The sequence below is a fragment of the Streptomyces sp. DS1-CR2 genome (assembly GCF_055760475.1).
Map to the genome: position 1 here is coordinate 2474037 of NZ_CM147085.1, position 20081 is coordinate 2494117.

Consider the following 20081-nt stretch of genomic DNA (forward strand, 5'->3'; position numbering starts at 1 on the left):
TCACGGACTGCCGGTCACCCGTCGACCGCCCGCAGCGCCCCCGGCCTGCGCCCGTTGAGGCGGTCCAGGGCGGACGCCGTGGTGTCGTCGGCCGGGAGGTGGACGACCAGGCTCTGGCCGTCGGCGTCGGACATGGACAGCGTCTCGTAGGCCAGGCGGAGTGTGCCCGCCTCCGGGTGTGCGACGACGTCCACGCCGGTGCGCCGGGGCAGGGAGGGGACGGCGGCGAGCCGGTCGGCGAAGGGCGCCCCCGCGGTGACGGTCAGCTCGTCGGCGAGCGCGGCGACGTGCGGGTCGTGGATCGACGCCCCGTGCCGGAGGTGGGAGACCTGCTCGTCGGCCACGCGGTCCCATTCGGGGTACGCGGTGCGGGCGCGCTCGTCGGTGAAGACGTACCGCACGAGGTTCGGCTGTCGGGCGTCGAGGATGCCGAGTGGGCGCGCGTACCGCTCGTAGGCGTCGGTGTACGCGATGAGGTCGCCGATCCAGTTGACCAGGACCGCAGGGGTGGGTTCGAGGCGGTCGAGGAGGACGCGCACCGTGGGGCGGATCGTGCGCGAGAGGGAAGCGGCCACCGCCCCGGCGCACAGCATGCCGTCCCCGCCGGACTCCTTCACGAGGCGGCGGAGCAGGAAGCGCTCGTCGACGGGGAGGAGCAGCGCGTCGGCGAGGGCGCCGAGGACCGGGGGTGACGGGTTGCGATCGCGGCCCTGTTCGAGACGGGTGAGGTATTCGACGCTGATGCCGGCGAGCGTGGCCAGCTCGGAGCGCCGCAGGCCCGGGGTGCGGCGCCGCGCGCCGGCGGGCAGTCCCACCTCGGCGGGTGTGACGGCTTCGCGCCGGGTGCGCAGATAGGTGCCCAACTCGTTGTCGCTCACCCGTCGAACGTATCAACGTAAGGGGTCGCTGATCGTGGCCCTGTCACTACCAGTCTTGGCCCGGCCTTCCTCCGGTCCGCCGGTGACCGCAGGGTGGACGCATGACCTACAACGACAACTCCGCTGCCGCTGCCACGACTTCGGCCATCGCACTGCCTCTGGTGGCCGGCGACTGGACACTCGACCCGCTGCACTCGGCAGTGAACTTCACCGTCCGACACCTCGGGATCGCGAAGGTGCGGGGGCGCTTCGCGCAGGTGGAGGCCGCGCTGCACATCGGCGAGAGGGTGGACGACATCAGGGTGAACGCCACCATCGCACTGGCCTCGATCGACACGGGCAACGCCGACCGTGACGCGCACGTCCGTCAGGCCGATCTGCTGGACGTGGAGCGCCGTCCGACGATGACCTACGTCTCGCACGGCGTGTCGGGGAAGGGCGACGACTGGTCCCTGGAGGGCGAGTTGACCATCGGTGACGTGACGCGGCCGGTGGCACTCGCCGTGGAGTTCGGCGGGGTGGTGGACGTGCCGATGGACGGGAGCCGGCATGCGGGGTTCGAGGCGACGGGCGAGATCCGGCGGAGCGACTTCGGCCTGGACTTCGGGGCCGGTCTTATTGGTGATGTTGTCAAGATTCAGCTGGACATGCAGTTCGTGGAGCCGCAGGGCCAGGGTGGCTGACAGATGAACGCGTGGCGCCCCACGGGGAGTTCCCGTGGGGCGCCAGGTGTTTTCCGTGCGGTCGCGGACCGCCCGCGGTCAGGCCTTGCCGGCCCGCGTGGACTTGGTCGCGGTCTTCTTGGCGGCCGTGACCTTCTTCGCCGCGGCCTTCGTGGCGGTCTTGCCGACCGGCGTGGTGTTGGCCCTGGCCACCTTCTTCGCCGGGGCCTTCGCGCTCGCCGAGACGGTCTTCTTCGCGGCCACCGTCTTCTTCGTACGCGCCGCGGGCACCGACGCGTCGCTGAACCGGTCGGCGCCGAGGATGTCGCGCAGGAACTTGCCGGTGTGACTGGCCGGTTCGCCCGCGACCTCTTCGGGGGTGCCCTCGGCGACGACGAGGCCGCCGCCGTTACCACCCTCGGGGCCCATGTCGACGACCCAGTCGGCGGTCTTGACGACGTCGAGGTTGTGCTCGATGACGATCACCGAGTTCCCCTTGTCGACGAGGCCCGACAGGACGGAGATGAGCTTGCTGATGTCATCGAAGTGCAGACCGGTGGTCGGCTCGTCGAGAACGTAGACCGTGCGTCCCGTGGACCGCTTCTGCAGCTCACTGGCCAGCTTCACGCGCTGCGCCTCGCCTCCGGAGAGGGTCGGCGCGGACTGCCCGAGCCGGACGTACCCGAGGCCGACGTCGTTCAGCGTGCGCAGGTGGCGGGCGATGCCCGGGACCGCCTCGAAGAAGCCGAGCGCCTCCTCGATGGGCATGTCCAGGACCTCGGCGATGGACTTGCCCTTGTAGTGGACGTCCAGCGTCTCGCGGTTGTAGCGCGCCCCGTGGCAGACCTCGCACGGGACATAGACGTCCGGCAGGAAGTTCATCTCGATCTTGATGGTGCCGTCGCCGGAACAGTTCTCGCAGCGGCCGCCCTTGACGTTGAAGGAGAAGCGTCCGGGCAGATAGCCGCGGACCTTCGCCTCGGTCGTCTCGGCGAACAGCTTGCGGACGTGGTCGAAGACTCCGGTGTACGTCGCCGGGTTCGAGCGCGGGGTGCGGCCGATCGGCGACTGGTCGACGTGCACAACCTTGTCGACGAGATCGTCGCCCGCCACGCGCGTGTGCCGACCGGGAACGCTGCGCGCCCCGTTCAGCTCGCGGGCGAGGTGTGTGTACAGGATGTCGTTGACCAGCGTCGACTTGCCGGAACCGGAGACACCGGTGACCGCGGTCAGGACGCCGAGCGGGAACGACACGTCGATGTCGCGCAGGTTGTTCTCGCGGGCGCCGTGCACGGTCAGCTTGCGGGTCGGGTCCACGGGGCGCCGGATGGCCGGCAGCGGGATGGACTTCTTGCCCGACAGGTACTGGCCGGTGATCGACTCGGCGTTGGCGAGCAGCTCCTTCAAGGGACCGCTGTGGACGACCTTGCCACCGTGCTCACCCGCGCCGGGGCCGATGTCGACGACCCAGTCGGCGACCTTGATGGTGTCCTCGTCGTGCTCGACGACGATGAGCGTGTTGCCCATGTCGCGCAGCCGTACGAGGGTCTCGATCAGGCGGTGGTTGTCGCGCTGGTGCAGGCCGATCGAGGGCTCGTCCAGGACGTAGAGCACGCCGACCAGGCCGGAGCCGATCTGTGTCGCGAGGCGGATGCGCTGGGCCTCGCCGCCGGAGAGGGTGCCGGCCGCGCGGTTGAGCGAGAGGTAGTCGAGGCCTACGTCGACGAGGAACCGCAGCCTCTCGTTGACCTCCTTGAGGACTCGCTCGGCGATCTTCTTGTCGCGCGCGTTGAGCTTCAGCTCGCCCAGGAAGTCCGCGCAGTCGCTGATGGACATCGCGGAGACCTCGGCGATGGACTTCTCCATCACCGTGACGGCGAGAACGATCGGCTTCAGGCGCGTGCCCTCACAGGTGGGGCACGGCACCTCGCGCATGTAGCCCTCGAAGCGCTCGCGGCTGGAGTCGCTCTCGGCCTCGCTGTGGCGCCGCTTGACGAACGGGACGGCGCCTTCGAAGGGGGTCGTGTAGACCCGCTCGCGGCCGTACCGGTTGCGGTAGCGGACCTCGATCTGCGTCTTGTGGCCGTACAGGAGGGCCTTCCTGGCGCGCTGCGGCAGGCCCGCGAAGGGGATGTCGGTCCGGAATCCCAACGCGTCCGCGAGGGCGCCGATGAGGCGTCCGAAGTAGTCCTTGGTGTGCCCGTGCGACCAGGGGTGGATGGCGCCCTCGTCGAGGGACTTTTCCTCGTCCGGGACGATCAGCTCGGGGTCGACCTCCATGCGCGTGCCGATGCCGCTGCAGTCCGGGCAGGCGCCGAAGGGCGAGTTGAAGGAGAAGGAGCGCGGCTCCAGCTCCTCGAAGGACAGGTCGTCGTACGGGCAGTACAGGTGCTCCGAGTACATGCGCTCGCGCTCGGGGTCGTCCTCGGGGAGGTCGACGAAGTCGAGCACGACCATGCCTCCGGAGAGGCCGAGCGCGGTCTCCACGGAGTCGGTCAGGCGGCGCTTGGCGGATTCCTTCACCGTGAGGCGGTCGACGACCACCTCGATGGTGTGCTTCTCCTGCTTCTTCAGGGTGGGCGGTTCCGACAGCTGGATCGTCTGTCCGTCGACCCGGGCGCGGCTGTACCCCTTGGTCTGGAGGTCGGCGAAAAGGTCGACGAACTCGCCCTTGCGCTCGCGCACGAGCGGCGAGAGCACCTGGAAGCGGCTTCCCTCGGGCAGGTCGAGGACCTTGTCGACGATGGCCTGCGGCGACTGGCGCGAGATGGGGCGGCCGCACTCGGGACAGTGCGGCTTGCCGATGCGCGCGAAGAGCAGGCGCAGGTAGTCGTAGACCTCGGTGATGGTGCCGACCGTGGAGCGCGGGTTGCGCGAGGTCGACTTCTGGTCGATCGAGACGGCCGGGGAGAGGCCCTCGATGAAGTCGACGTCCGGCTTGTCCATCTGGCCGAGGAACTGACGGGCGTACGAGGAGAGCGACTCGACGTACCGCCGCTGCCCCTCGGCGAAGATCGTGTCGAAGGCGAGCGACGACTTGCCGGACCCCGACAGACCCGTGAAGACGATGAGCGAGTCGCGCGGGAGGTCGAGCGAGACGTTACGGAGATTGTGCTCGCGCGCGCCACGGACGATGAGACGGTCGGCCACGCCGGTCCGCACCTTTCTTGAGAGGAGCAACAGGGGCGGGGCCCCTGACTTTCGACACTAGGGGGGCCACCGTCAGCGATGGACTGTTTTCCATGGTTGGTAACAAACCCGGACCACCAAGAATGCCCGATGCCGCTTCCGAGCTTATAGCACGTACATTCGATTCTGGGCCTCGGTCGGCCGCCTTCACCCGATCGAGTGGCGGCGCTATTGTCTGCGCCATGAGCGATCATGTGCGCGACCTGGCCTCTGTACGTGAAGCGACCGACCGGCTCCTCACCGCTGTCGGCACGCTGGACAACGCGGCTGTGGCCGAGTCGTCACGGCTTCCCGGCTGGAGCCGGGGCCATGTCCTCGCCCATCTCGCCCGTAACGCGGACGCACTCGCGAACGTCCTCGCCGGCCGGCCCATGTATCCGAGTGCCGAGGCGCGCGACGCGGACATCGAGCGGGACGCGCCGCGCGACCTTCGCGAGCACCTCGATGACCTGCGGACCAGCGCCGCCAGCTTCGATCGCCGGGCCGAGGCCCCGGCCGACTGGGCGCGCACGGTCGAGCTGCGCAACGGCGTCAAGGACTCCGCGTCCCGGATCCCCTTCCGGCGCTGGGCCGAGGTCGAGCTGCACCATGTGGACCTCGGGATCGGGTACGAGCTGGAGGATCTGCCGGAGGAGTTCACACAGCTCGAGATCAACTTCCTTGCCGCGCGCTTCCGCGACCACCCGGGCCTTCCCGCCCTGCTCATCGAGGAGGACGACGGCCGGAGGATCCCGACGGGCGCCGTCCAGGGGCTCTCCCTGGAGCAGATCCAAGGCGGCGAGACGCCCTCGCACGACGTCTTGATCCGCGGCCGTCAGGCGGACCTCCTGGGCTGGCTGGCGGGCCGTCGGGACGGCGCCGGGCTCACCACCGAAGGTGGCGCCCTGCCCGCCCTGCCCCCGCTATAGGCTGAGTCCCATGACGTACAGCGGAGCGGTGAAGGTCGGCGGCCCGGCGGATGTGCACGAGCTGCAGGACCTGATGATCTCCAAGGTCGCGGTCGGCGCGATGAACAACAACGCGTATCTGCTGCGCTGCCGCGCCACCGGCGAGCAGCTCCTGATCGACGCGGCGGCCGACCCGGAGACGCTGCTGACCCTGATCGGGGACGACGGCATCGCGTCCGTCGTCACGACGCATCAGCACGGGGACCACTGGCAGGCGCTCGCCCGGGTCGTGGAGGTCACCGGCGCGCGTACGTACGCGGGCCGTTACGACGCGGAGGGCATCCCGGTGCCCACGGACGTGCTCGTCGAGGACGGGGACACGATCAACGTCGGCCGGGTCTCGCTGACCGCCCGGCATCTGGTCGGCCACACGCCCGGCTCGATCGCCCTCGTCTACGACGACCCGCACGGCCACCCCCATGTCTTCACCGGGGACTGCCTGTTCCCGGGCGGCGTGGGGAACACGTGGAAGGACCCGAAGGCCTTCGCGAGCCTGATCGACGACGTCGAGTCGAAGATCTTCGACCGGCTCCCCGACGAGACATGGGTCTACCCCGGGCACGGGAACGACACGACGCTCGGCGCCGAGCGTCCGCATCTGCCGGAGTGGCGCGAGCGCGGCTGGTGAGTCAACGCCCGGCATCGCCGGGCGTGTTCACTCCACGGACCTTCGAGGACCGGCGGTACTAGACCGTCGCGACGCCGGGCTCCGCGAGGGCCGCCACCCGCTCCACCGCGAACGCGTATCCCTGAACGCCGCATCCGGCGATCACGCCGTCCGCCCGGAGGGACACGTAGGAGTGGTGCCTGAACTCCTCGCGCTGGTGGATGTTGGAGATGTGGACCTCGATGACCGGCAGGCCGTCGCACGCGTTGAGGGCGTCCAGGATCGCGACCGAGGTGTGCGAGTAGGCGGCCGGGTTGATCACGATGCCCACGTGGTTCTGGCGCGCCTCGTGGATCCAGTCCACCAGCTCGCCCTCATGGTTGGACTGCCGGAAGTCGACGCTCCCGCCGTGCACGGCCGCGGCCTTGGCGCACAGGGCCTCGACGTCCGCGAGGGTGTCGGACCCATAGATCTCCGGCTGCCGGCGGCCGAGGAGATTCAGGTTCGGGCCGTTCAGGACCATGATCGGGGCGTTGGCGAGGGTGCGGGGCACAGGGGACCTCCGTGCGTCGGGCGGCTGCTCACCCAGGGTCTATCACGAGGCGTCACGGTGCTGCCCAGCCGTATCACCATGACCGATCACCATGACCGTCACGGCGTGACGGCGAGCTCCACGTACGCGGCGAACACCACGAGGTGGACTCCGCCCTGGAGCGGGGTGGCGCGGCCGGGGACGACGGTCAGCGTGCTCACCAGCATCGTCAGGACCAGCAGCACCATCTGTGTGGCGCCGAGTCCGAGGACGAGGGGCCCCGACAGCCAGAACGAGGCGATGGCGACGGCCGGGATGGTCAGTCCGATACTGGCCATCGCGGAGCCGAGCGCGAGGTTGAGGCTCGTCTGGACGCGGTCGCGGCGGGCCGCGCGCACGGCCGCGATCGTCTCGGGCAGCAGGACGAGGAGCGCGATGATCACGCCGACGACGGAGTGCGGCAATCCGGCAGCCTCGACGCCGGACTCGATCGTCGGGGACACGCCCTTGGCGAGGCCGACGACGGCGACGAGGGCGAGGCCGAGGAAGCCGAGGCTGATCAGGGCGGTGCGGGTGGTGGGCACGTCCGCGTGGTCGGCGTCGATGACGTTGCCCTGCTTGGTGATCGGCAGGAAGTAGTCGCGGTGCCGCACGGTCTGGGTCGCCACGAAGATCCCGTACAGGACGAGCGCCGCGGAGGCCGCGAAGATCAGCTGAGTCGTGGAGAACTCCGGGCCCGGCTTGCTCGTGGTGAACGTCGGCACCACCAGGCAGAGCGTGGCCAAAGTGGCGACGGTGGCGAGTGCGCCGCCAGTTCCCTCGGACTGGAATACGGCGACGCGGTGCCGGAACGCGGCGGTGAGCAGGCTCAGTCCGACGATGCCGTTGCACGTGATCATGACGGCGGCGAAGACGGTGTCGCGGGCGAGGGTGGCGCCCTTCTCGCCGCCGTCGACCATCAGGGTGACGATCAGCGCCACCTCGATGACGGTGACGGCGACGGCGAGTACGAGGGAGCCGAAGGGTTCACCGACGCGGTGGGCCACCACCTCGGCGTGGTGGACGGCCGCGAGGACGGACGCTGCGAGCACGACGGAGACGACGGCGACGACGGCACCGGGCAGTGAGCGGCCCCAGGTGAACACCAGCAGGACGACCGCGAGGACGGGGACGACGGCCGTCCATTGCGTGAGCAGTCTCCGGAGCCCAGCGATCATGCCATTGATGGTGCACCGACGGTGCGGGGGCCGCGACTTCGGGACGGGCCCGTGTGCGTGGGGCCCGAACGAGGGAAGGAGCGCGCGGCCGGCAGCCGCGCGCTCCTTCTCTGTGCCGGGCTCCGAGCCGGGCCTTGTACCGGACCTTGTGCCGGGCTCTGTGCCAGGCGGGTCAGGCCTTGATGCTGTCCTTGCGCGCGCCGTCGGTCGCGCCGCCGTCCTGGTCGCCGTCGTCCCCGCCGTCGAGAGCCTGCTTCTGCGCCTGCTTCTTGGAGGCGATGAGGCTGGCGATGGTGGTGATCGCCAGGACGCCGCAGATGACGGCCAGGGAGACCGGGATGGAGATCTCCGGCACGTGCACCCCGGACTCGTGCAGCGCGTGCAGGACGAGCTTCACGCCGATGAAGCCGAGGATCACCGACAGGCCGTAGCTGAGGTAGACCAGCTTCCTGAGGAGTCCGCCGATGAGGAAGTACAGCTGGCGCAGACCCATCAGCGCGAACGCGTTGGCCGTGAAGACGATGTACGGGTCCTGGGTCAGGCCGAAGATCGCCGGGATCGAGTCCATCGCGAACAGCACGTCGGTCGTGCCGATCGCGAGCATGACGACCATGAGCGGCGTCAGGATCCGCTTGCCGTTGACCCGGATGAACAGCTTCGTGCCGTGGTACCGGTCGGCGACGCCGAACTTCTTCTCGATGGACTTGAGGAGGCGGTTCTCCTCGAACTCGTCTTCCTCGTCGTCCGACATCGCTTCCTGGATGAGCTTCCAGGCGGTGTAGATGAGGAACGCGCCGAAGATGTAGAAGACCCACGAGAAGTTGGCGATGACCGCGGCACCGGCCGCGATGAAGATGGCGCGCAGCACCAGGGCGATCAGCACACCGAACAGCAGGACGCGCTGCTGGAGCTGGGACGGCACCGAGAACTTCGCCATGATCAGGATGAAGACGAAGAGGTTGTCGACGCTCAGCGACTTCTCGGTGATGAAGCCGGCGAAGAACTCGCCCGAAGCCTGTGAGTTCCCCCAGATCAGCAGACCGATCCCGAAGAGGGCGGCCAGCACGATCCAGACGACCGTCCAGATTCCGGCTTCCTTGATCGATACGTCGTGGGGCTTGCGCCCGATGAAGAAGTCGACCGCGATCAGGGCGACCAGACCAAGAATGGTCAGCACCCAAAGGGTCATCGATACGTCCACTGCGCCTCCGGCGTCGTACGGCTACTGATCAGCGTCGTCGCTGCCGGAGGTCTCTTCCACCCGGGCGGCCTCAGCTCGCCTCGGGCCGACGCCCCGGGACCGATGTCAGTCCGTATTGACGGGAACGCCGCGTTCGGGAGTACTCCCCTCCGCTCCTCGGAGCCTACGGGAAAAACCCATGAAACGTAAAGCGTTCGGTAAAGATACGTTCAAAACCGGTGCTCAGAGGAGTCAGATGCCCTGCTCTCGTCGCGCTCTGGCGACCTCTTCGAGGACCTGCTCCAGGATCCGGCTGCCGGGCGGGACATTCGGCGGCTCGTACGTCCACGCGTGTCCCACCCAGGGGTCGGCGAGGTGGTCGTCGGGTACGGGCGTGAGGCGCAGCAGCGCGCGCCAGAGCGGGTCGAGGACCGGTCCGTACTCGGCGGCGTCCTCACGATCGGCGACCATCAGGAGGTGGACGCCGACGGCGGGGCCCTCGTCGGCGAGGTAGCGCAGCCGGGTCACCGCGCGGTCGTCGAAGCCGTGCGGGAAGTCGTTGATGATCAGCAGCTGCTCGGCGGTGTCCAGGTCGGGCGGCAGCGCGTCGGCCGCTCCGCCGCGGACCGCCATCTGCACGAGGTCCACGCGCTGGATGAGCCGCGCGAGCACCTCGGAGACGCCCGCCACCCCGGCGGCCGGCGGCCCGGCGAGCACTCCGGCCCGCACGAGCGGGGCGAGCGCCCCTGCGGCCGACCCGGCCGGGTCGATGACGTGCACGGCGAACTCGCCGGCCGGGTAGACCGCGAGGAGCCGCGCGGCGTGCTCGACGGCGCTCCGCATGGCGCGGCGGCGCAGCTCGTCGGACTCGGTGAGCGCGTCCGCCCCGGAGCGGCCGCTGTCGATCCACATGCCGCGCTCCAGGGGCAGCCGCACGAGCATCGGGATGCGCAGGCCGAGACCGCGGGACTCGGGCAGCTGGAGGTCGCCCAGGCGCAGGGCCATCGGGATCTCCATGGGGCTGCGGTACGCGTGCCAGACCGGGTTGTCCCAGCCCGCGTAGGCCGGGGGCAGGGCGGGCTCGACGACGGCGGACTCGGCGGCCAGCTGGGCGAGGTCGCGGTCGAGGGCCTCTCGCGCCTGATCGACAAGCCGTCCGTGCTTGGTGCGGGCGGCCTCGCGCGCGGCGTCGCCCTGGCCGCCGATCCGGCTGCGCGGGTCGGACAGGGCCTTGTCGAGCTCCTGCTCCATACGGGAGTCCGCGAAGTCGACGGCGCTGCGGTACGCGGCGACGCAGCGGGCCAGGTCCTCGAACATGCCCCACACCTGGTTGTAGAGCCGCTCGTCCATGGACCAGCCTGTCGCGTCTCCGGCGACGGGGACGGCGGGCTCCCCCGGCGCGCCGGGGGAGGCGGCGGGCGCGGGGGCGGGTGGTGCCGGGGCCTGGCGGCCGGGGTGCGTGTAGTCGACCGGGCCCGTGCCGCCCGTCTGGCCGGAGGCGTGGGCCTGCGGCTGAGGCTCGCTCGTCGGCCGCGGGGCGGGGGGTGACTGGGGTTCGGGGGGCGACTGGGGCTGCTGGGAGCGGGGCGGGGTGGTGCTCGGCATCGCGGCGCCGGCGACGGACGCCCCCGCTCCGGTGTCCGCCATGGCGCTCGCCCCGGAGGCCGCCGTCCGGGGCGGAGGCGGCGCCACCGTACGCGCGAGGCCCCGCGCCACCGCTTCGCCGATCTCGCCCGCGAGAGCTCCCGCGTCCGGGAGCCCCTGGTCCGTCAGGAGTGCTCCGAGGCCGCCCGCGTATCCCTGGCCCACCGCGCGCACCTTCCACGCGCCCTGGCGGCGGTACAGCTCCAGGGCTACGACGGCGGACTCGGCGTCGAGGTCGGTGATGGTGTAGCTGGCGACCTCGGAGCCGTCGAGTCCGGTGACGGCGACGAAGGGGGCCGCGACGGCGCCGAAGCGGTCGGGGTCACCGGGTCCGGTGGGCAGCGCGAGCAGCACGCTGACGCGGTGGGCGGCCTCGGGCACGGCGTCCAGGTCGACGGCGAGGCGATGGTCGGCCGCCGCCTGCCGGGGGACCTCGAGCCCCGGCAGCGCGGGGGCGCCGGGGTGCGCGACCCAGTCACGGCCGTGCACCTTGCCCTGGTCGTCGCTGAGCGTCGCGCCCGCCACGATCGGCGCTCCCGCCGACACGCGGATCTCCAGACGGTTCTGGGTGAGGGGGTGGTTCTGCCCCCGGACCAGCTCGGCCGTCATCGCCTTCTCCCCCTCGTCCCGTCCGCCTGCTCTCGCGTCCCCGCTACCTCACAGGCCCGGCAGAATCGCCGGCATGAGGTCCTGGAACGTGCGGCCGTTGGCCGGCGCGCCCAGGGCGGTCATCTGCCAGCCGGCGCCCGCGCGGTGCACCTTCGCCATGATCTGGGCGGTGTACTGGCCACCGCCGTCGAGCGTGTAGCGGGCCAGCTCCTGGCCGTTGGTCTCGTCGACCAGGCGGCAGAACGCGTTCTGCACCTCCTGGAAGGTCTGGCCGGTGAACGAGTTCACCGTGAAGACGATCTGGTCGATGTGGACGGGGACGCGCTCGAGGTCGACGAGGATCGCCTCGTCGTCGCCGCCCTGGCCGGCGCCGCCGACGAGGTTGTCACCGGTGTGGCGCACGGAGCCGTCGTCGCTGACGAGGTGGCGGAAGAAGACGACGTCCACCGGCTGCTTGTCCGCGAACAGAACCGCCGAGGCGTCGAGGTCGATCTCCCGCGTGCGGGTCCCGAACAGGCCGCGGCGCGGGGCGGCCTGCCAGCCGAGTCCCATCCGGACGGCCGTGAGGTTGCCCCCGTCCTGCTTCTGCAGGCTGATCGCCTGGCCCTTGCTCAGATTGACACCAGGACCCTTGGAAAAGTTGGCCGTCACGCGTCCGTCCCCTCTCGAACTGTGCTCTGCACCGCCCGTCCGGACGGTTGAGGGAACCCTACGCAGGGCCACTGACAACGCCGCACAACGGCAAGGGCTTTGTGTCGGTGTTGCAACACACCGTGCGGCATGCCGGATCCGTCCGGCATGCCGTGGGGCGTGCGGGGTGCCGTGAGGTGTGCGGGGTGCGGGGTGCGTCAGGCCAGCCCGGCTTCCTTCATCTGGCGCAGCTCCTTCTTCATCTCCGACACCTCGTCACGCAGGCGCGCGGCGATCTCGAACTGGAGATCCCCGGCGGCCGCCCGCATCCGGTCGGTCAACTCCTCGATCTGCTCGGCGAGTTCGGCCGCGGGACGGTCGGTGGGCACCGGCTGCGCCGCCTTGCCCTTGGCGGCCTTGCCACCCGTCTTCTTGGCGCCGGCCTTGGCGAGCGCGGGCACGGGCGCCTTGGCACCCTTGCCGTCCTTCGCGCCCTTGCGGTAGCCGGAGCCGAGGAGTTCCTCGGTGTCGACGTCCTCGCGTGCGATGGACGCGACGATGTCGTTGATCTTCTTACGGAGGGGCTGGGGGTCGATCCCCTTCTCCATGTTGTACGCGATCTGCTTCTCCCGGCGGCGGTTGGTCTCGTCGATGGCCTTCTCCATCGCCGGGGTGATCTTGTCCGCGTACATATGGACCTGGCCGGACACGTTGCGCGCGGCGCGGCCGATGGTCTGGATCAGGGAGGTGCCGGAGCGCAGGAAGCCCTCCTTGTCGGCGTCGAGGATCGCCACCAGGGAGACCTCGGGCAGGTCGAGGCCCTCACGGAGCAGGTTGATGCCGACGAGGACGTCGTACTCGCCCGCGCGCAGTTCGCGCAGCAGCTCGACGCGGCGCAGTGTGTCGACGTCACTGTGCAGGTAGCGCACCTGGATGCCCAGCTCCAGGAAGTACTCGGTGAGGTCCTCGGCCATCTTCTTGGTGAGCGTGGTGACGAGGACGCGCTCGTCCTTCTCGGTGCGCTTGCGGATCTCGTGCACCAGGTCGTCGATCTGGCCCTCGGTGGGCTTGACCACGACTTCGGGGTCGATGAGGCCCGTGGGACGGATGATCTGCTCCACGAAGCCGTCGCCTCGCGCGAGCTCGTACTTGCCCGGGGTGGCGGACAGATAGACGGTCTGGCCGATGCGCTCCTGGAACTCCTCCCACTTCAGGGGGCGGTTGTCCAGGGCGGACGGGAGCCGGAAGCCGTGGTCGACGAGGGTGCGCTTGCGGGAGGCGTCGCCCTCGTACATGGCGCCGATCTGCGGCACCGTGACATGCGACTCGTCGATGACGAGGAGGAAGTCGTCCGGGAAGTAGTCGAGCAGTGTGTTCGGCGGGGAGCCGGGCGAGCGGCCGTCGAAGTGCATCGAGTAGTTCTCCACGCCGGAGCAGGAGCCGATCTGGCGGAGCATCTCGAGGTCGTACGTGGTGCGCATGCGCAGCCGCTGGGCCTCGAGCATCTTGCCCTGCTTCTCCAGCTCCGCGAGGCGCTCCCCGAGCTCCTTCTCGATGTCGTTGGCCGCGCGCTCCAGGCGCTCGGGTCCCGCCACGTAGTGCGTGGCCGGGAAGACGTACAGCGACTCGTCGTCGCTGATGACCTCACCAGTGAGGGGGTGGAGGGTGGAGAGCGACTCGATCTCGTCGCCGAACATCTCGATGCGGACGGCGAGCTCCTCGTAGACCGGGAAGATCTCGATGGTGTCGCCGCGGACGCGGAACGTGCCGCGGCTGAAGGCCACGTCGTTGCGCGTGTACTGGATGTCGACGAAGCGGCGCAGCAGATCGTCCCGGTCGATCTCGTCGCCGACCTTGAGCGACACCATGCGGTCGACGTACTCCTGCGGCGTGCCCAGGCCGTAGATGCACGAGACGGAGGCGACCACGACGACGTCACGCCGGGTGAGCAGCGAGTTCGTCGCGGAGTGGCGCAGGCGCTCCACCTCCTCGTTGATCGAGGAGTCCTTCTCGATGTAGGTGTCCGACTGCGGGACGTACGCCTCGGGCTGGTAGTAGTCGTAGTACGAGACGAAGTACTCGACCGCGTTGTTCGGCAGCAGCTCGCGGAACTCGTTGGCCAGCTGGGCGGCCAGCGTCTTGTTCGGCGCCATCACGAGGGTGGGGCGCTGGAGCTTCTCGATCATCCACGCGGTGGTGGCGGACTTACCTGTTCCGGTCGCACCGAGGAGGACGACATCCTTCTCACCTGCGGTGATGCGCCGATCCAGGTCGGCGATGGCTGCCGGCTGGTCGCCGCTTGGCTGGTAGGGACTGACGACCTCGAAAGGTGCCACCGTGCGTTCGATCTTGGATACGGGCCGCATGGAATCCACCGTACGACCCCGCACTGACAACGGGGCCGGATCAGCCTGCCCGCCGCAGGGGGCGGACGGCCCGGCCCGCCCTGCTCGCGGCCTCCACGGCGTCCAGCCGGTCGGGCCTGCCCGTCATCATCATCGGGTCGAACACCACCACGACGGCGGCCAGGAGCAGGAAGCACAGGGGACCGATCATCAGGGGCGCGAGGAGTTCGGCGGGAGTGTTACCGGCAGGGGTGCCGCCGCTTCCGTGCACGTGGACGCTGAGGGCGGCCATTCCGGTGTAGTGCATGCCGGTCACCGCGAGACCCATGACAAGGCTCGCGCCGACGCTCCAGCTGAACCCCCTGACCTGGACCGCGGCCCAGAGCGCGGCGGTGGCGGCGGCCATGGCGATCACTACGGAGACGCCGACAGTGAAGGTGTTGTACTGAAGCGTCCCGTGTAGGCGCATGCCGGCCATGCCGAGGTAGTGCATCGACGCGACGCCCAGTCCGGTGACCGTGCCGCCGGTGAACAGGGCCGTCCCTGTAGCGCCCCGGTAGCCGACGATGAAGATCCCTATCCCGACCATGACGATGGCGACGCCCAGGCTCGCGAAGGTCGTCGGTTTGTCGTAGTGGATCGGGGTGCCCTGCACGCGGAAGCCCATCATCGCGATGAAGTGCATCGTCCAGATTCCGGACCCGATCGCAGCCGAGCCGAGCGCAAGCCAGCCGGGCCGCCAGGACTGGGTGACGAGCAGCGATCTGGTGGTGCAGCGCAGGCCCAGCGCCCCGCCGAGGCAGGCCATGAGGAACGCCACCAGCGGCGTGACCAGTCCATAGCTGAATCCGTCGACCGTGCCCTGCATCCGCTGCAGCCCTTCCGCCCTGATGTTCCTGATGTGTTCCGTTGGCGCCCCTGGCAACGGCTGCTGGAGCGACCGCGATTGGAGCAGAGATTAAGGCTCCCGCGGGAACGTCTGAACGATTTTCCGGCAAAGCCTCACGACACCCACCCTCGGGGTGCACGTCCTCCCACCACTCCGTTCAGTGTGTGGCCATCCTTCACCTGTCTTCCGTTGGCAACTCACTGTCACTGTCGTTCAGTCCTTGATCCCTCGACGCGAGGAGTACACGTGTCCGCACGCGCAGCCACCGCGACCGCCGCCCTGGTGGGATTCGTCGGCGCCCTGGTCCTCCCCACCGCCGCCGAGGCGGCCCCGCGGAACAACGCACCTGTGGTCGTCGCACACCGCGGCGCCTCCGGGTACGCGCCCGAGAACACCCTGCAGGCCATCGACAACGCAGACAAGCTCGGCTTCGACTGGGTCGAGAACGATGTGCAACGCACCAAGGACGGCCGGCTCGTCGTCATCCACGACACGAATCTGGCACGCACCACGAACGTCGAGCAGGCGTTCCCCGGCCGCGCCCCGTACAACGTCCGCGACTTCACCGCCGCGGAGATCGCCAAGCTCGACGCCGGCCGCTGGAAGGGCGCCAAGTTCAAGGGTGCCCGCGTCCCGACCCTCACCCAGTATCTGGACCGGGTCGACCACCACCACCAGAAGCTCCTCATGGAAATCAAGAACCCGGAACTCTACCCGGGCATCGAGATGGACATCCTGCACGTGCTCGGCAGGGAGGGCTGGCTCAACCGCGATCACGTCAGGACCCGCCTGGTGATCCAGAGCTTCAGCGCCGACAGCGTTCGGACCGTTCACGTGCTCCGCCCCGACATCACGACGGGCTTCCTCGGTACCCCCGCCGTGAGGGACCTGCCCCGGTACGCCCGGTTCGCCGACCGGATCCACCCCGGCTACGGGACGATCTCGGACCGGTACGTCGCCTCGGTGCACGCACTCAAGGGCCCTCACGGCAAGCGCCTGAAGGTCTTCACCTGGACCGTGAACGACGCGGCGACCGCGCGGCGCGTGGCCGGTCTCGGCGTGGACGGCATCATCAGCAACTTCCCGGATGTCGTGCGCAAGGCGGTGGGCGGCGGCCAGTAGAGGCGATGGCGGGCCGGGGGAGGCGGGGCCGACGGACGGCGCGGGCCGTTGTCAGTGGCTCCCCGTACGGTGGTCGGCATGAACGCCAATGGGCAGAAAGCCACTGGGGAAAGCGCCGCCGGGGACAGGACCGGAGACGGCGCCGGGCTCACGGCCGTCTGGGCCGTCGTCGGCACGGACATCGGGCCGCTGCTCCTCGCCGCGACGGACGCCGGCCTGGTGAATGTCGTCTTCCACGCCTCCCCCGCCGTGCGGGACTCCGCGGTCGAGCGGCTCGGTTCCCGGCTCGGGACCGAGCCGGTCGAGGCCCCGGACTCGCCGCTCCTGGCCGAGCCCAAACGCCAGCTGAAGGCCTACTTCGCCGGTGAGCGGCGCGACTTCGAGCTGCCGCTCGACTGGTCGCTGATCTCCGGGTTCAACCGGCAGGTCCTGCGCGAGCTGGCGTCCGGCGTCCCGTTCGGCTCGGTCGTCGGTTACGGGGATCTGGCGGGCCGCGTCGGACAGCCGGGGGCGGCGCAGGCGGTGGGCGTGGCCATGGGAGCCAATCCGCTGCCGGTCGTGGTGCCGTGCCACCGCGTCGTGGAGAGCGACGGCGGCATCGGCGGATTCGGCGGCGGCCTGGAGACGAAGCGGCAGCTGCTCGCGCTGGAGGGTGTCCTTCCGCAGCCGCTGTTCTGAGGCGCGGGAGCCGCTGTTCCGAGGCGCGGGAGCCGCTGTTCCGAGGCGCGGGAGCCGCTGTTCCGAGGCGCGGGCACTGGTCGGCGCCAGGCCGTGCGGGAATGCCCGGTGTTCGAGGGTGGGTGCCGGCTGGCACACTGCGCCGGTGCTCATACCCGATTCCGCCGCGCGCCGCCGCCCTTCCGTCCTCGAGACGCCCCAGGACCTGGCCGGGCTGCGCCGCCGTGTCACCGCGGTACTCGTCGCGAGCCAGATACTCGGCGGACTCGGCGTCGCCACCGGTATCGCGCTCGCCGCCGTGCTCGCCAAGCAGGTCAGCGGGGACGAGGCACTCTCAGGTCTCGCGCCGACCGCGACGGTCGCCGGAACCGCCCTGCTGTCCGTTCCGCTCGCCGCCCTGATGACGGCGCGCGGGCGCCGGCCCGGGCTCGTCCTCGCGTATTTGATCGGCGCGCTGGGGGCCGGGGTCGTCGTACTGGCCGCCGCGGTGGGGAGCTTCCCGCTGCTGCTCATCGGCATGGCCGGGTTCGGCGCCGCCTCGTCGGCCAATCTCCAGGCGCGGTTCGCGGCCGCCGACCTGGCCGAGCCGCAGCGCCGGGCGCGGGCGATCTCGAATGTCGTGTGGGCCACGACGATCGGCGCCGTGTTCGGGCCCAACATCGCGGCGCCCGCGGGCCGCAGCGTCGCCGGACTCGGCATCCCCGCGGCGGCGGGCCCCTTCCTGTGGGCGGCCGGGGTCTTCCTCGTCTCGGCCGTCATGGTGCAGCTCCTGCTCCGTCCCGACCCGCTCCTTACCGCCCGCGCCCTGGATCCCGAGGAGGAGAAGTCGGCCGGAGGGCGGTCGATCCGTGCCGGGTTCGCCGCGGTCGCCGCGTCGCCGCGCGCCCGGCTCGCCCTCGCGACCGTCGCCGTCTCGCACACCGCGATGGTGTCGATCATGTCGATGACGCCTGTCGACCTCGGCCGCCACGGTGCGAGCATCGACCTCATCGGCCTGGTCATCAGCGGGCACATCGCGGGCATGTACGCGTTCTCGCCGGTGATGGGCCGGCTGTCGGACCGGCTCGGGCGGCTCTCCGTCATCGGCCTCGCCGTGGGCCTGCTCGCCTGCGCGGCGCTGCTCGCGGGCACGGCGGGCGGCAGCCACGGGCAGACCGCCGCGGGCCTGTTCGTCCTGGGGCTCGGCTGGTCCGCGGGCCTCGTCTCCGGTTCGGCCCTGCTGACCGACTCGGTGCCGCAGGCGGCGCGGGCCGCCGCGCAGGGCCTGTCCGACCTGACCATGAACACGGCGGCGGGCGTCGGCGGCGCGGCAGCGGGCCTGGTCGTGGCGACGGCGAGCTACGCCTGGCTCAACCTGGCCGCGGCCTGCCTCCTGCTGCCACTCGCCGCGCTCGCCCTCTTCAGCCGGCGGCCCGCGACGGCGTGATCAGGGCGGCGTGGCGGTAGTCGGTGATCGGGCCACCATGACGCCGGTCAGCGCAGCGTGATGTGGTACGCCTTCCGCAGGGTCTCGTGCACAGTCCATGTCGTACGGTCGCCCTCACGCAGTACGGCCGCGACGCCGGGGCCCACCTCCAGCGTCTGCCCGCCCTCGACCTCGACCGTCGCGCGACCGGAGACGACCACGAACAGCTCGTTCGCCTCGGTGTCCGTCACCACGCCCGGCGTGATCTGCCAGATGCCCCGCAGCTGCTTGCCGTCGGCGGACTCCCAGAGCACCTTGCCCGTGACGACAGGGGCGCCCGAGACGATCTGCTCCGGATCGAGGGGCTCAGGTTCGAGTTCAACGTCCGGGATGTGTACGGCAAAAGAAGCAGTGGCCTGATCATTCGTGGTCATGAACGGTCACTCTAGGCAGCGTGGACCCCTCTGTTCACTGGACGACCCGTACCTCGGTCACGGCCCGGACTGGACGGCTCGTCAAGGGGAAGAGACCTTGAGACAACGTCCCGGGCGCCGCGTGCCCGGGTTCTAGGGAGTCGTGGGGACATGGAGATTTCCGGCGTCATCAGCGCGATCGTGATCGGCATCGTCATCGGCGTCCTGGGCCGGCTCGCCCTGCCGGGCCGTCAGCGCATCGGCATCCTGGCGACGGTCGTCGTCGGCATCGTGGCCGCGCTGCTCGGTTCGGCCATCGCCGCGGGCATCGGTGTCGCGGACACCAAGGGGGTCGACTGGGTGGAGTGGCTGATCCAGATCGGCCTGGCCGCCCTGGGCGTGGCCCTGCTCGACCGCGGCCGGACAGGCGGCCGGTCGCGCGGCCGTGCGTGGGGCCGCGCGCGCCGCTGAACCGCAACCCCGGCATGGCCCCCCACACGGCCAGCGCCTGTACAGCCGGCCCCTGTACGAGCAGGGCCGCGCCCCGTATCCGGCCTTTCAGGCCTGTTCGTAGTGACGCGCTTCGAAGACGTTCCCGTCGGGGTCGCGGAAGTAGAAGCTGCGGACGGCCGGGCCGCGGGCGCCGTACGAGTGACGGCCGTGGTCCGAGACCGGCACCTCGCGCTCCTCCAGACGGGCGCGCAGGCTGTTGTAGCCGCCTTCGGTCAGGGCGATGCACACGTGGTTGACCGGGTGCCCGGCGCTCTTGTCGCCGCCCGGCACCATGTTCATGCGGGCCGCCATGGGCAGCGGCGCGAGGTCGAGGATGGTCTCCTCGTTGAGCCGCACCGAGGGGAACGAGACCGTGCCCTCCTTGAACTCGGCGACCCTGAGGGGTTCGAGGCCGACGGCCTGCTCGTAGAAGTCCGCCGCGGCCACCGGGTCGCTGACCCAGAGCACGACATGGTCGAGGCGTGCCGTGTGGTCCGGCATGCGCTCAGAGTTGTCCGTCATGCGCTCAGGCTGCTCGGCCGGCCGTCGCACCGCAAGTGTGTGCCGGTACACCGTGAGTGTTCACCGTCATGCCGCTGGGGTTTGGGCGTGCGCGCCGCCCGCCATGGATGAGGGGAGACC

General features: G+C 70.2%; 18 protein-coding genes. 7 read left to right on the top strand and 11 right to left on the bottom strand.

Annotated elements, in window-relative coordinates; all coding sequences use genetic code 11:
• Positions 1-14: 14 nt before the first annotated feature.
• The gene (locus ACY0PA_RS12235) at positions 15-878 is read right to left on the bottom strand and encodes a helix-turn-helix domain-containing protein (protein WP_473084646.1); all 864 of its coding nucleotides are present in this window, start codon (positions 876-878) and stop codon (positions 15-17) included.
• A gap of 101 nt (positions 879-979) precedes the next feature.
• On the opposite strand from ACY0PA_RS12235, the gene ACY0PA_RS12240 reads away from it, so the two are divergent.
• Positions 980-1561, top strand: a complete 582-nt coding sequence (locus ACY0PA_RS12240; protein WP_473084647.1) for a YceI family protein — start codon at positions 980-982, stop codon at positions 1559-1561.
• 78 nt (positions 1562-1639) lie between these two features.
• Here ACY0PA_RS12240 and uvrA read toward each other — a convergent pair whose 3' ends face one another.
• Positions 1640-4690, bottom strand: a complete 3051-nt coding sequence (gene uvrA, locus ACY0PA_RS12245) for an excinuclease ABC subunit UvrA (protein ID WP_473084648.1) — start codon at positions 4688-4690, stop codon at positions 1640-1642.
• Between the two features lie 221 nt (positions 4691-4911).
• Between uvrA and ACY0PA_RS12250 the strand changes: the two genes are divergently transcribed.
• Together ACY0PA_RS12250 and ACY0PA_RS12255 are read left to right on the top strand one after the other, a co-directional pair.
• The gene (locus ACY0PA_RS12250) at positions 4912-5637 is read left to right on the top strand and encodes a maleylpyruvate isomerase family mycothiol-dependent enzyme (RefSeq protein WP_473084649.1); all 726 of its coding nucleotides are present in this window, start codon (positions 4912-4914) and stop codon (positions 5635-5637) included.
• 10 nt (positions 5638-5647) lie between these two features.
• Entirely contained in the window at positions 5648-6304 is a 657-nt protein-coding gene (locus ACY0PA_RS12255; protein WP_473084650.1) for an MBL fold metallo-hydrolase, read from the top strand.
• Between the two features lie 58 nt (positions 6305-6362).
• On the opposite strand, the gene aroQ is transcribed toward ACY0PA_RS12255, so the two are convergent.
• The 7 genes from aroQ to ACY0PA_RS12290 all read right to left on the bottom strand — a co-directional run bounded on the left by aroQ (position 6363) and on the right by ACY0PA_RS12290 (position 15308).
• On the bottom strand, positions 6363-6836 hold the full coding sequence (gene aroQ / locus ACY0PA_RS12260; RefSeq protein ID WP_266565544.1) for a type II 3-dehydroquinate dehydratase: 474 nt from the start codon (positions 6834-6836) through the stop codon (positions 6363-6365).
• 98 nt (positions 6837-6934) lie between these two features.
• Positions 6935-8032, bottom strand: coding sequence for a calcium:cation antiporter (locus tag ACY0PA_RS12265; protein WP_473084651.1), 1098 nt, complete (start codon positions 8030-8032; stop codon positions 6935-6937).
• 172 nt (positions 8033-8204) lie between these two features.
• On the bottom strand, positions 8205-9221 hold the full coding sequence (locus tag ACY0PA_RS12270; RefSeq protein WP_473084652.1) for a TerC family protein: 1017 nt from the start codon (positions 9219-9221) through the stop codon (positions 8205-8207).
• Between the two features lie 243 nt (positions 9222-9464).
• Positions 9465-11465 carry a TerD family protein gene (locus tag ACY0PA_RS12275; RefSeq protein WP_473084653.1) on the bottom strand — a complete coding sequence of 667 codons (2001 nt, stop codon included), beginning with the start codon at positions 11463-11465 and terminating at the stop codon, positions 9465-9467.
• Between the two features lie 48 nt (positions 11466-11513).
• The gene (locus ACY0PA_RS12280) at positions 11514-12116 is read right to left on the bottom strand and encodes a TerD family protein (protein WP_100592369.1); all 603 of its coding nucleotides are present in this window, start codon (positions 12114-12116) and stop codon (positions 11514-11516) included.
• Positions 12117-12313: 197 nt separating this feature from the next.
• Positions 12314-14461, bottom strand: a complete 2148-nt coding sequence (gene uvrB / locus ACY0PA_RS12285) for an excinuclease ABC subunit UvrB (RefSeq protein WP_473084654.1) — start codon at positions 14459-14461, stop codon at positions 12314-12316.
• 40 nt (positions 14462-14501) lie between these two features.
• Positions 14502-15308 (bottom strand): MHYT domain-containing protein, encoded by an 807-nt coding sequence (locus tag ACY0PA_RS12290; RefSeq protein ID WP_473084655.1) that lies wholly within the window; start codon positions 15306-15308, stop codon positions 14502-14504.
• Between the two features lie 267 nt (positions 15309-15575).
• Between ACY0PA_RS12290 and ACY0PA_RS12295 the strand changes: the two genes are divergently transcribed.
• The 3 genes from ACY0PA_RS12295 to ACY0PA_RS12305 all read left to right on the top strand — a co-directional run bounded on the left by ACY0PA_RS12295 (position 15576) and on the right by ACY0PA_RS12305 (position 18555).
• Positions 15576-16451, top strand: coding sequence for a glycerophosphodiester phosphodiesterase (locus ACY0PA_RS12295; RefSeq protein ID WP_473084656.1), 876 nt, complete (start codon positions 15576-15578; stop codon positions 16449-16451).
• Positions 16452-16529: 78 nt separating this feature from the next.
• Positions 16530-17129 carry a methylated-DNA--[protein]-cysteine S-methyltransferase gene (locus ACY0PA_RS12300; RefSeq protein WP_473084657.1) on the top strand — a complete coding sequence of 200 codons (600 nt, stop codon included), beginning with the start codon at positions 16530-16532 and terminating at the stop codon, positions 17127-17129.
• Between the two features lie 151 nt (positions 17130-17280).
• Entirely contained in the window at positions 17281-18555 is a 1275-nt protein-coding gene (locus ACY0PA_RS12305; protein ID WP_473086299.1) for an MFS transporter, read from the top strand.
• Positions 18556-18602: 47 nt separating this feature from the next.
• On the opposite strand, the gene ACY0PA_RS12310 is transcribed toward ACY0PA_RS12305, so the two are convergent.
• Positions 18603-18968 carry a cupin domain-containing protein gene (locus tag ACY0PA_RS12310; protein WP_473084658.1) on the bottom strand — a complete coding sequence of 122 codons (366 nt, stop codon included), beginning with the start codon at positions 18966-18968 and terminating at the stop codon, positions 18603-18605.
• A 150-nt stretch (positions 18969-19118) separates the two neighbouring features.
• On the opposite strand from ACY0PA_RS12310, the gene ACY0PA_RS12315 reads away from it, so the two are divergent.
• Positions 19119-19418 (top strand): GlsB/YeaQ/YmgE family stress response membrane protein, encoded by a 300-nt coding sequence (locus ACY0PA_RS12315; RefSeq protein ID WP_100592364.1) that lies wholly within the window; start codon positions 19119-19121, stop codon positions 19416-19418.
• Between the two features lie 87 nt (positions 19419-19505).
• Here the strand turns inward: ACY0PA_RS12315 and ACY0PA_RS12320 are convergent, their stop codons facing one another.
• Positions 19506-19940, bottom strand: coding sequence for a VOC family protein (locus ACY0PA_RS12320; protein WP_473086300.1), 435 nt, complete (start codon positions 19938-19940; stop codon positions 19506-19508).
• Positions 19941-20081 lie beyond the last annotated feature (141 nt).

What these genes read in the sequence shown, in the direction of transcription:
- ACY0PA_RS12250 (WP_473084649.1), top strand. Translation starts at nt 4,912, where the DNA reads ATGAGCGATCATGTGCGCGACCTGGCCTCTGTACGTGAAGCGACCGAC.
- ACY0PA_RS12270 (WP_473084652.1), bottom strand. Translation starts at nt 9,221, where the DNA reads ATGACCCTTTGGGTGCTGACCATTCTTGGTCTGGTCGCCCTGATCGCG.
- ACY0PA_RS12315 (WP_100592364.1), top strand. Translation starts at nt 19,119, where the DNA reads ATGGAGATTTCCGGCGTCATCAGCGCGATCGTGATCGGCATCGTCATC.
- uvrB (WP_473084654.1), bottom strand. Translation starts at nt 14,461, where the DNA reads ATGCGGCCCGTATCCAAGATCGAACGCACGGTGGCACCTTTCGAGGTC.
- ACY0PA_RS12265 (WP_473084651.1), bottom strand. Translation starts at nt 8,032, where the DNA reads ATGATCGCTGGGCTCCGGAGACTGCTCACGCAATGGACGGCCGTCGTC.
- ACY0PA_RS12255 (WP_473084650.1), top strand. Translation starts at nt 5,648, where the DNA reads ATGACGTACAGCGGAGCGGTGAAGGTCGGCGGCCCGGCGGATGTGCAC.
- ACY0PA_RS12275 (WP_473084653.1), bottom strand. Translation starts at nt 11,465, where the DNA reads ATGACGGCCGAGCTGGTCCGGGGGCAGAACCACCCCCTCACCCAGAAC.
- ACY0PA_RS12240 (WP_473084647.1), top strand. Translation starts at nt 980, where the DNA reads ATGACCTACAACGACAACTCCGCTGCCGCTGCCACGACTTCGGCCATC.
- ACY0PA_RS12290 (WP_473084655.1), bottom strand. Translation starts at nt 15,308, where the DNA reads ATGCAGGGCACGGTCGACGGATTCAGCTATGGACTGGTCACGCCGCTG.
- ACY0PA_RS12320 (WP_473086300.1), bottom strand. Translation starts at nt 19,940, where the DNA reads ATGCCGGACCACACGGCACGCCTCGACCATGTCGTGCTCTGGGTCAGC.
- ACY0PA_RS12300 (WP_473084657.1), top strand. Translation starts at nt 16,530, where the DNA reads ATGAACGCCAATGGGCAGAAAGCCACTGGGGAAAGCGCCGCCGGGGAC.
- ACY0PA_RS12310 (WP_473084658.1), bottom strand. Translation starts at nt 18,968, where the DNA reads ATGACCACGAATGATCAGGCCACTGCTTCTTTTGCCGTACACATCCCG.